Source organism: Azonexus sp. (genome assembly GCF_036170495.1).
In the GTDB taxonomy this organism is placed as follows: domain Bacteria; phylum Pseudomonadota; class Gammaproteobacteria; order Burkholderiales; family Rhodocyclaceae; genus Azonexus.
Genome location: NZ_JAVHPH010000475.1, coordinates 1 through 8,081, shown reverse-complemented (window position 1 = coordinate 8,081; position 8,081 = coordinate 1). Strand labels below are relative to the sequence as shown.

The window sequence follows — 8,081 nt, the reverse complement described above, 5'->3', positions numbered from 1 at the left end:
CGGTGAAAACCATCGTCGTCGCCGATTTCGTGATGAGCCTGGACAACGTCATTGGGGTGGCCGGCGCCGCCCACGGCAGCCTGATGCTGCTGTTCTTCGGGCTGGCCGTCAGCATCCCGCTGATCGTCTGGTCGAGCCAGCTGATCCTGCACTGGATGGAGCGTTTCCCGTCGATTGTCCTGTTGGGCGCCGCTTTGCTCGGCTACGTCGCCGGGCAAATGATTTTTTCCGATCCCGGGGTCACGGCCATGCTGCCGAAATTGCCCGATTGGTCGGCCAAGGCGGCCGGAGTTGTTGGGGCGCTGCTGGTGGTCATTGTCGGTCGCTGGCTGGAAAAACGGATTCTCGCCCGGCAGGACGTCACCATCGTTTAGGGGAAAATCGTGGCCTTGTTTCTTTCGGAAAATGACGTAAAAAACCTGTTGACCGTAGAAATGGCGCTCGAAGCCGTCGAGTCGGCGCATCGCGATCTGGCCAACGGTCTGGCCATCGATACCCCGCGGGCGCGCAGCCGCCTGCCGCAGACGGTGCTGCATATTCTTCAGGGCGCGCTTCCGGCGCAAGGCGTCCTTGGCTACAAGGCCTATACGAGTAACAAGAGCGGCAACCGTTTTCTCGTCCATCTGTTCGACGCCGCGACGGGGCGTCTCAAGGCTGTTATCGAGGCCGACTATCTGGGCATGATCCGTACCGGCGCGGCGAGTGGTGTCGCGGCCCGCTGGCTGGCCCGGCCCGACGCCAGCGTGGCCGGTGTTTTTGGCGCCGGCTGGCAGGCCGAGGGCCATGTCCGGGCGATCTGTGCCGTCCTGCCGCTGGCGCGGGTGAAAGTGTTCAGCCGTCAGGCCGATAAGCTGCACGATTTCTGCCAGCGCCTGAGCAAAACGACCGGTGTTGCCGTCGAGCCAGCAGGCAGTGCGGAAGATACCGTACGCGGCAGCGATGTCATCGGCACGGTGACGACGGCGGCTCAGCCGCTGTTCGACGCAGCCTGGCTGGAGCCCGGCGTGCACATCAACGCTGCGGGTTCCAATTCGCTGATTCGCCAGGAGTTGTCGGAGGCGGCGATCCGGCGCTGCACTCTGGTTACCGTTGATGCCGTGCCGACGGCGCTGACCGAGGCCGGTGACTTGCTCCCTTTGCTGGAGAAGGGCCGCCTGCATTCGCGCCAACTGGTCGAGCTCGGCGAGGTGATCGTCGGGCGCCACCCAGGGCGGGCCTCGGTTGAGCAGATGACGCTGTTCGAATCGCAGGGCATGGCTATTCAGGATCTGGCCGTGGCGGTGCGCCTGCTGGCAGCAGCCAAGGCCAGCGGGCTTGGCCGTCAGATCCCCATGGAATGAGGTTTGACCGAAACGCAACGGCAGGTAAGAATGTCACCGTTTTGTGCCTCCTGTTTCATGGTTGCACAGCTATCGACGGAGGAAAAATGCTCGGGGGTGCTTGGCGTTCAGCAGATATATATCTCGGGACACGCGCTGTTCTGCCGCCTCTTTTTGCTGAAAATCCGCCGCGCCGCAGATTTTTTTCGTCTCAGTTTTTTCGATGAAACTGGCTGACGCCCTCGAGATGGCGGTGCGCACCGATCCGGGCGTGATCCGTTCGCATAACGAAGATGCCGTCTTCGCCGACGCTGGTCTTGGCGTGGCCATCCTGGCCGATGGCATGGGCGGCTATAACGCTGGCGAGGTCGCTAGCGGTCTGGCCACGAGCCGACTGGCCGAGGACCTGGCTGGCGTCATCAACTCGCCGGCCGTTCTGGGCAAGGGCTTGCATGATGCAAGCATCGTCGAGGCGCATATTGTCAACGAGGTAAAGGCGGCCAATCTGGCCATTTTCAATGCCGCCCAGAGTTGCTCCCAGTACACCGGGATGGGCACGACGCTCGTTCTGGCCTGGTTCTACGACAATCGGGTATGCGTCGCCCACGTTGGCGATTCGCGCCTGTATCGTCTGCGCGGTGACCGTTTCGAGCAGCTGACGCGCGATCATTCCCTCTTACAGGAACAGCTTGATAATGGGATGATCACTCCTGAACAGGCGCGCTATGCGGAAAACCGGAATCTGGTGACGAGAGCGCTCGGGGTCGATCCCGAGGTCGAGGTTGAAGTCCACGATTACGACGTACGGTCAGGGGACATCGTGTTGCTGTGCTCGGATGGCTTGAACGACATGATCGAAGACCACGAAATTGCGCTTACGCTGCAGACGCTCGGCGGCAACCTCGCCCTGGCGGCGGATCATCTGGTGCAGATGAGCAACGCCAACGGTGGGCGGGATAACGTCTCGGTCATTCTGGTCAAGATTGTCGGCGATTTCGCATCGCCAAAGGGTTGGTGGCAGCGGCTACTGACTCGTTTGCAGTGATATGGGGAAGGCAAGATGGCAAAACTGATCCTCTCGATGGACGGTCTGGTACTCAAGGAAATTCAGCTCAATCAGGAGCGTCTGACCATTGGCCGAAAGCCACAGAACGATATCCAGATCGACAATCTGGCTATTTCCGGCGAGCACGCTGTGGTCGTCACCATTCTCGCCGACTCCTTTCTTGAAGACCTGAACAGCACCAACGGCACGCTGGTCAATGGTCAGCCGATCAAGAAACACTTCCTGCGCAACAACGACATCATCGAACTCGGCAAGTACAAGCTCAAATACATGGCCGATCTGCAGGCGGGCGCCGCCGCCAGCGATTTCGAAAAGAGTTCGGCGATCCGTTCCGGTTCGCTAAAGTTGCCCGCCGAGCTGCAACTGGCACCGACCGAAAGCATGAGCCGATCCAGTGTCGGCATAGCCTCGCAGCCCAAGGCGCCAGTGCCGGGACTGTCAGCCGCCGTACAACTGCTCAACGGCCCGAATGCCGGCAAGGAACTCGACCTGACCAAGACGCTGACGACGCTGGGCAAGCCCGGTTTGCAGGTGGCGGTGATTGCCAAGCGGCCGCATGGCTATTTCATCACCCATGTCGAAGGGCGGCAGTTTCCGATCGTCAACGGCAAGGCGCTCGATGCGCAGGCCGTGCCGCTGGGCGACCATGATGTCATCGAAATCGCCGGCATCAAGATGGAATTCTTCCTGAAGGGCTGAAAACAGCGGTTTTTTGGCCGCTCCCCGGGCCGCTGCGGGAGCTCAGGGTTACAATCCGAACCGGCCAGCACCCGGGTAAGCCGGGGGGCGGCCCAACTTATCGGCAGGCCCAACAAGCATGAAGCTCCGCGTCCTCGGCTGCAGTGGCGGCATCGGTGGCAGGCACCAGAGAACCACCTCGTTCCTCGTGGACCACGACATCCTGATCGACGCCGGCACGGGCGTCGGCGAATTGTCGATTGCCGAACTGGCGGCGATCGACCACGTATTTCTGACGCACGCCCACCTCGATCACATTGCCGCGCTGCCGATGATGATCGACACCGTGGCGGATCGCCGCGACCAGCCGCTGACTGTCTACGGCAGCGCGGCGGTGCTCGACAGCCTGCGCCAGCATATTTTCAATTGGGCGATCTGGCCTGACTTTTCGCAAGTTCCCTCGGCTGAGCAGCCGTTCATGCGCTATCGCCGCATCGAACTGGGCGAGCCGATTTCGCTGGCGGGGCGTCAGGTTTCGGCGCTGCCGGCCCATCACACCGTCCCGGCCGTTGGCTATTGCCTCGATTCCGGTGCCGCCAGCCTAGCGTTTTCTGGCGATACCGGGCCATGCGAAGCATTCTGGCAGGCTGTCAACGCCATTCCCAACCTGCGCCACCTGATCATCGAATGCGCTTTCCCCAACGGCGAGGCGTCCCTGGCTGCGTTGTCGAAGCACTATTCGCCGAATATCCTGGCGGCAGAGTTGAAGAAATTGACGCAACCGTGCGCGATCCATCTTTCGCACTTGAAACCCGGGCAGGTCGAGGTCACCATGGCAGAAATCAACCGCTGTCTCCAGGCTTTCGCGCCTGGCATGCTGCACAACGACCAGATTTTAGCGTTCTGACTGAGCCCCCTGCCATGGAAACCCCGGACGACCTGTTTCTCCGCCTGGAACAGCTCAACGACATCGGTGCCGCGCTGTCCAGCGAACACAACATCAAGCTGTTGCTCGAAAAGATCGTTCTCGCCGCCAAACAGATCACCCGGGCTGACGGCGGCACGCTCTATCTGCTTGCGGACGACAAACGCCACCTGCATTTCGAAATTGTCCGCACCGACTCGCTGCATCTGGCCTTTGGCGGCGCCCACGATCAGCTGACCTCGGGCAAATTCCCCGACCTGCCGCTCTACCGCCACGATGGCTCACCCAACGCCAGCATGGTCGCCGCCTACGCCGCCATCACCGGCAAAACGGTCAATATCGCCGACGCCTACAGCGCCCAGGGCTTCGACTTTTCCGGCACCCGCCAGTTCGACGCGCGCACCGGCTATCGCTCGCAATCCTTCCTGACCGTGCCAATGAAGGATCACGAAGGCGAGATCATCGGCGTCCTGCAGCTCATCAATGCGCTCAGCCCGGTAGACGGGGCGGTCGGCGCATTCTCCCCGGCCGACCAGCGGCTCGCCGAATCGCTCGCCTCGCAAGCCGCCATCGCGCTCAGCAACCGGCAACTCGTCGAGCAACTCGAAGCGCTCTTCGAATCCTTCGTCAAACTCATCAACCTCGCCATCGACGAAAAATCGCCCTACACCGGCGGCCACTGCCAGCGCGTGCCGGAACTCACCATGATGCTTGCCGAGGCCGCCGACGCCACCCGCGAAGGCCCGCTCGCCGACTTCAAACTCACCGACAAGGACCGCTACGAACTACGCATCGCCGCGCTGCTGCATGACTGCGGCAAGGTCACGACGCCGGTGCACATCGTCGACAAGGCGACCAAGCTGCAAACCATCTACGACCGCATCGATCTCATCGACACGCGTTTTGAAGTCGTCAAGCGCGACGCCGAAATTCGCAAATGGAAAAGCCTCGCCGAAGGCGCAGACCCCGCCGAAGTCGAGCGCGAGTATGTCGATTTTTGCCAAAAAATTCCGGTCGACCGTGGGATTCTGCATCGCGCCAATATCGGCTGCGAAAAAATGGCCGACGAAGACATTGCGCAGGTCCGGCGCATCGCCGCCGACTATCGCTGGCGCAATGCCGACGCTGAAGACGTCCCGTTCCTCAGCGCCGACGAACTCGAAAACCTGACCATCCGCGCCGGCACCCTGACCCATGCCGAGCGCGACATCATCAACCACCACATCGTCGCCACCATCAAAATGCTCGAACAACTACCGTGGCCGAGGCACCTCAAAAACGTCCCCGAATACGCCGGCGGCCACCACGAACGGATGGACGGCAAAGGCTACCCCAAAGGCCTCAAGCGCGAAGAGATGAGCTGGCAGGCAAGAATCATGGGCATCGCCGACATCTTCGAGGCGCTCACCGCCAAGGACCGGCCGTACAAGGACGGCATGAAACTCTCTGAAGCCCTGGCCATCCTCCAGCGGTTCAGCCTCAACGGCCACATCGACCCGGCGCTGCACGACGTATTCATCAGCAGCCAGGTGTACCGCCGATACGCCTGCGCGTTCATGAAGGCAAATCAGGTCGATTGCTGAGTATTCTCAGGGCGTTGCAGACGCTGCAATTTCTCCCGGAAATTTGACCACGTTCATGTCGCTGACCTTAATGACCATATCCGCCCGTACTCGGCACGCTGCTTGCCGCACAGCATGGGCAAGGTGTGGATGACCTGGTGACTGGCGACAAGGACCTGCTGGCGATGGGCGACCGCTTTCCCGTTGTGACGCCGGCGCAGTTCTGTCGAGCTACGGTGGGATATGAGGGAAAATCGTGGTCTGTCCCCTATTATTGCTGCGGTTTCGTCACTGAATTTCTGCATGTCTGCCGCATTGCGTCCACTTGATATGACGCAAATTGTCACCACTGACCAGGCGTTCGCGGCCTACGTTTTTTTACCTTTGCCGACAAAAGTCGCCAAGGCCATGAATGACAAAGGGTTTGCCATTTTCATGGCGGTCGATGGCCGGGATTTTCAAAAGCTGGCACGGAAACTGTTATAGGTAACTCAGCGGCTTTACCGCCTTCTTTCCTAAAGGAGATTCAAATGAAAAAGATCCAGCAAGGTTTCACCCTGATCGAATTGATGATCGTTGTCGCGATTATCGGCATTTTGGCGGCTGTGGCGCTGCCGGCGTATCAGGATTACACGGTGCGTGCGCGAGTGACGGAAGGTTTGGGTTTGGCCGAAACCACAAAGGCGATGATTGCTACCGATGGCGCTGCAACGGCACTTGATCTCAGTAACGTTGCAACAGCTTGGAATGCGCAAGCTACCAACACGGGCGCCAACTCCAAGTTTGTTGATTCGCTTTTGGTGGCGGCTGCGACAGGTGTGATCACTATTAACTACAATGCGACTGCGGTTGGTTTGCCTGCTGGTGCGAATGTGATTACTTTGACCCCTTGGGTGCGCAACGGCGCCGCTGGTGCCGGTCAGGCTCTCGCTGCCTCCTTTGGTAACCCCGGTTCGATTGACTGGGGCTGTGCCTCCGCCACCAATGTGACAGCAACCCAAGCTGGTATTACCGTCGCTGCTCTCGTTGCAACCGGTGTTCCTGCGCGTTTCGCCCCGGCTCAGTGCCGTTAATAAAAAAATAATAGGGGCCAGACCCCTATTTAAAAGAAGCCGGGGCATCTGCCCCGGTTTTTCTTTGGGTAAGCGAAAAGACCTCTTCTACGGTCAACCGGAAAAATGGTAAAAAAGCAGCTTTAGGGGCTCCCTTTTTTTCTCACCCAGACAACGAACACATGATCATTTCTCGTCTACGTGCCGGCCTCATTCATTTGTCGATTTCTGCCGTAGTGGCAGTGATTGCGGTTGGGGTCGTCTTTCTGCTCTGGTATCCGCAACCGCTGCATGCTGCGGTTGGCGTGACCGAGATCTTTTTCATCGTACTCGGCGTCGATGTCATCATCGGCCCGTTGCTGACCACGGTAGTCTATCGGCAAGGCAAGAAATCGTTGCGTTTCGATCTGGCCACAATTGCCTTGTTGCAGGCCGCTGCTTTTGCCTATGGGCTATGGACGGTGGCCGAAGGGCGGCCGGCGTGGCTGGTTTATAACGTGGACCGTTTTGATCTGGTGCAGGCCTATCAGATCGATCAGCGCAAGGCGGGAGAGGCGCCTGCCGAGTATCGTTCGGCCCCGTGGGCCGGGCCGCGCTGGGTTTCTGCGCAACGGCCGGAGAGCCCGGATGCGCGTCAGACGATCATGTTTGAAGCGCTGTTCGCCGGCGTTGATATTGCCCAGCGTCCCGAACTTTATCGGCCGCTTGACGACGCGGCGGAGTCGATGCGCGAACGGGCCAAGCCTCTGGCCGAGCTATTGCGCTACAACCCCCAGTCGGCGGTCGACGCGTCTCGCCAGCGCTGGCCCGAGGCTGACGCCTACCTGCCGATGATGGCGCGCGTGCGTCCGGTCACCGTGCTGATCAACAAGGCTTCGGCAAAGGTCGTTGCCATCGTCGATCTGAATCCTTGGGAGTAATAGGGGTCTGACCCCTATTGAAGGAAGCCGGGGCAAAAGCCCCGGTTTTTCTTTGGGTGAGCCGAACGTGCTGTTCGCTACGGTCAACCGGAAAAAAGGGTCGGAATAATAGGGGGCAGACCCCTATTTATTTTCTCGATGGCAGGGGGCGCGCGTGCAGGCCGATCAATGACCCACGCGCCGCTCTTCCGTTTTCATGGCGTGCTTTGCGCCAGCCAGGTTTGCAGCACTTCGGGCAATTCACTGACTAGCAGGGCGTGCCGACCGGAAATCCAGCCGTGGATCGGGCCGATAGGGCGTCCATCCAGGGCTTCGGCGATCAGGGTTTCGGCGGTGACGTGGTCGTTGATCAGGCCGAGTTCGTCCTGCAGTTGTGAAAGTGCAGCCAGATAGGGGCGTAGTCTTCTCTGCGGCAGTAGTGGGGCGAAGAACTCCAGCGTGTAGCGAAGTTTCTTGAAGGCGATGCGCATTTTGTGGCGCTCTTCGGGGCAGAGCTCGGCGTGGCGGCGGGCCATGCGTCTGGCTTTCCTGGCGTGGCTGCGGATTTGTTGCTGGGCGA

Annotated in this window: 11 protein-coding genes; 10 read left to right on the top strand and 1 reads right to left on the bottom strand. The window is 60.0% G+C overall.

Annotation, left to right across the window (positions count from 1 at the left end; genetic code table 11):
- The 10 genes from ADADOO_RS17180 to tfpZ all read left to right on the top strand — a co-directional run.
- A partial coding sequence (locus ADADOO_RS17180) for a TerC family protein (RefSeq protein ID WP_511278735.1) occupies window positions 1–374 on the top strand: 374 nt, incomplete at its 5' end.
- A gap of 9 nt (window positions 375–383) precedes the next feature.
- A complete protein-coding gene (locus ADADOO_RS17175) occupies window positions 384–1,340 on the top strand; it encodes an ornithine cyclodeaminase family protein (protein WP_511278734.1) in 957 nt (318 codons plus the stop codon).
- 3 nt (window positions 1,341–1,343) lie between these two features.
- The gene (locus ADADOO_RS17170) at window positions 1,344–1,556 is read left to right on the top strand and encodes a hypothetical protein (RefSeq protein ID WP_511278733.1); all 213 of its coding nucleotides are present in this window, start codon (window positions 1,344–1,346) and stop codon (window positions 1,554–1,556) included.
- The gene (locus ADADOO_RS17165; protein ID WP_511278732.1) at window positions 1,543–2,364 is read left to right on the top strand and encodes a Stp1/IreP family PP2C-type Ser/Thr phosphatase; all 822 of its coding nucleotides are present in this window, start codon (window positions 1,543–1,545) and stop codon (window positions 2,362–2,364) included. The genes ADADOO_RS17170 and ADADOO_RS17165 overlap by 14 nt, the downstream gene beginning before the upstream one ends.
- Before the next feature lie 15 nt (window positions 2,365–2,379).
- On the top strand, window positions 2,380–3,084 hold the full coding sequence (locus ADADOO_RS17160; protein ID WP_511278731.1) for an FHA domain-containing protein: 705 nt from the start codon (window positions 2,380–2,382) through the stop codon (window positions 3,082–3,084).
- A 118-nt stretch (window positions 3,085–3,202) separates the two neighbouring features.
- Entirely contained in the window at window positions 3,203–3,970 is a 768-nt protein-coding gene (locus ADADOO_RS17155; protein ID WP_511278730.1) for a 3',5'-cyclic-nucleotide phosphodiesterase, read from the top strand.
- A 14-nt stretch (window positions 3,971–3,984) separates the two neighbouring features.
- Window positions 3,985–5,571 (top strand): HD domain-containing phosphohydrolase, encoded by a 1,587-nt coding sequence (locus ADADOO_RS17150; RefSeq protein ID WP_511278729.1) that lies wholly within the window; start codon window positions 3,985–3,987, stop codon window positions 5,569–5,571.
- Between the two features lie 282 nt (window positions 5,572–5,853).
- Window positions 5,854–6,036: a hypothetical protein gene (locus ADADOO_RS17145; RefSeq protein WP_511278728.1), complete on the top strand. Its 183-nt coding sequence runs from the start codon at window positions 5,854–5,856 to the stop codon at window positions 6,034–6,036.
- 44 nt (window positions 6,037–6,080) lie between these two features.
- Entirely contained in the window at window positions 6,081–6,623 is a 543-nt protein-coding gene (locus ADADOO_RS17140; protein WP_511278727.1) for a pilin, read from the top strand.
- 161 nt (window positions 6,624–6,784) lie between these two features.
- Window positions 6,785–7,522, top strand: a complete 738-nt coding sequence (tfpZ, locus tag ADADOO_RS17135) for a TfpX/TfpZ family type IV pilin accessory protein (protein ID WP_511278726.1) — start codon at window positions 6,785–6,787, stop codon at window positions 7,520–7,522.
- A gap of 194 nt (window positions 7,523–7,716) precedes the next feature.
- On the opposite strand, the gene ADADOO_RS17130 is transcribed toward tfpZ, so the two are convergent.
- A partial coding sequence (locus tag ADADOO_RS17130) for a CHAD domain-containing protein (protein WP_511278725.1) occupies window positions 7,717–8,081 on the bottom strand: 365 nt, incomplete at its 5' end.

What these genes read in the sequence shown, in the direction of transcription:
- ADADOO_RS17140 (WP_511278727.1), top strand. Translation starts at nt 6,081, where the DNA reads ATGAAAAAGATCCAGCAAGGTTTCACCCTGATCGAATTGATGATCGTT.
- ADADOO_RS17160 (WP_511278731.1), top strand. Translation starts at nt 2,380, where the DNA reads ATGGCAAAACTGATCCTCTCGATGGACGGTCTGGTACTCAAGGAAATT.
- ADADOO_RS17165 (WP_511278732.1), top strand. Translation starts at nt 1,543, where the DNA reads ATGAAACTGGCTGACGCCCTCGAGATGGCGGTGCGCACCGATCCGGGC.
- ADADOO_RS17145 (WP_511278728.1), top strand. Translation starts at nt 5,854, where the DNA reads ATGTCTGCCGCATTGCGTCCACTTGATATGACGCAAATTGTCACCACT.
- ADADOO_RS17150 (WP_511278729.1), top strand. Translation starts at nt 3,985, where the DNA reads ATGGAAACCCCGGACGACCTGTTTCTCCGCCTGGAACAGCTCAACGAC.
- ADADOO_RS17155 (WP_511278730.1), top strand. Translation starts at nt 3,203, where the DNA reads ATGAAGCTCCGCGTCCTCGGCTGCAGTGGCGGCATCGGTGGCAGGCAC.
- tfpZ (WP_511278726.1), top strand. Translation starts at nt 6,785, where the DNA reads ATGATCATTTCTCGTCTACGTGCCGGCCTCATTCATTTGTCGATTTCT.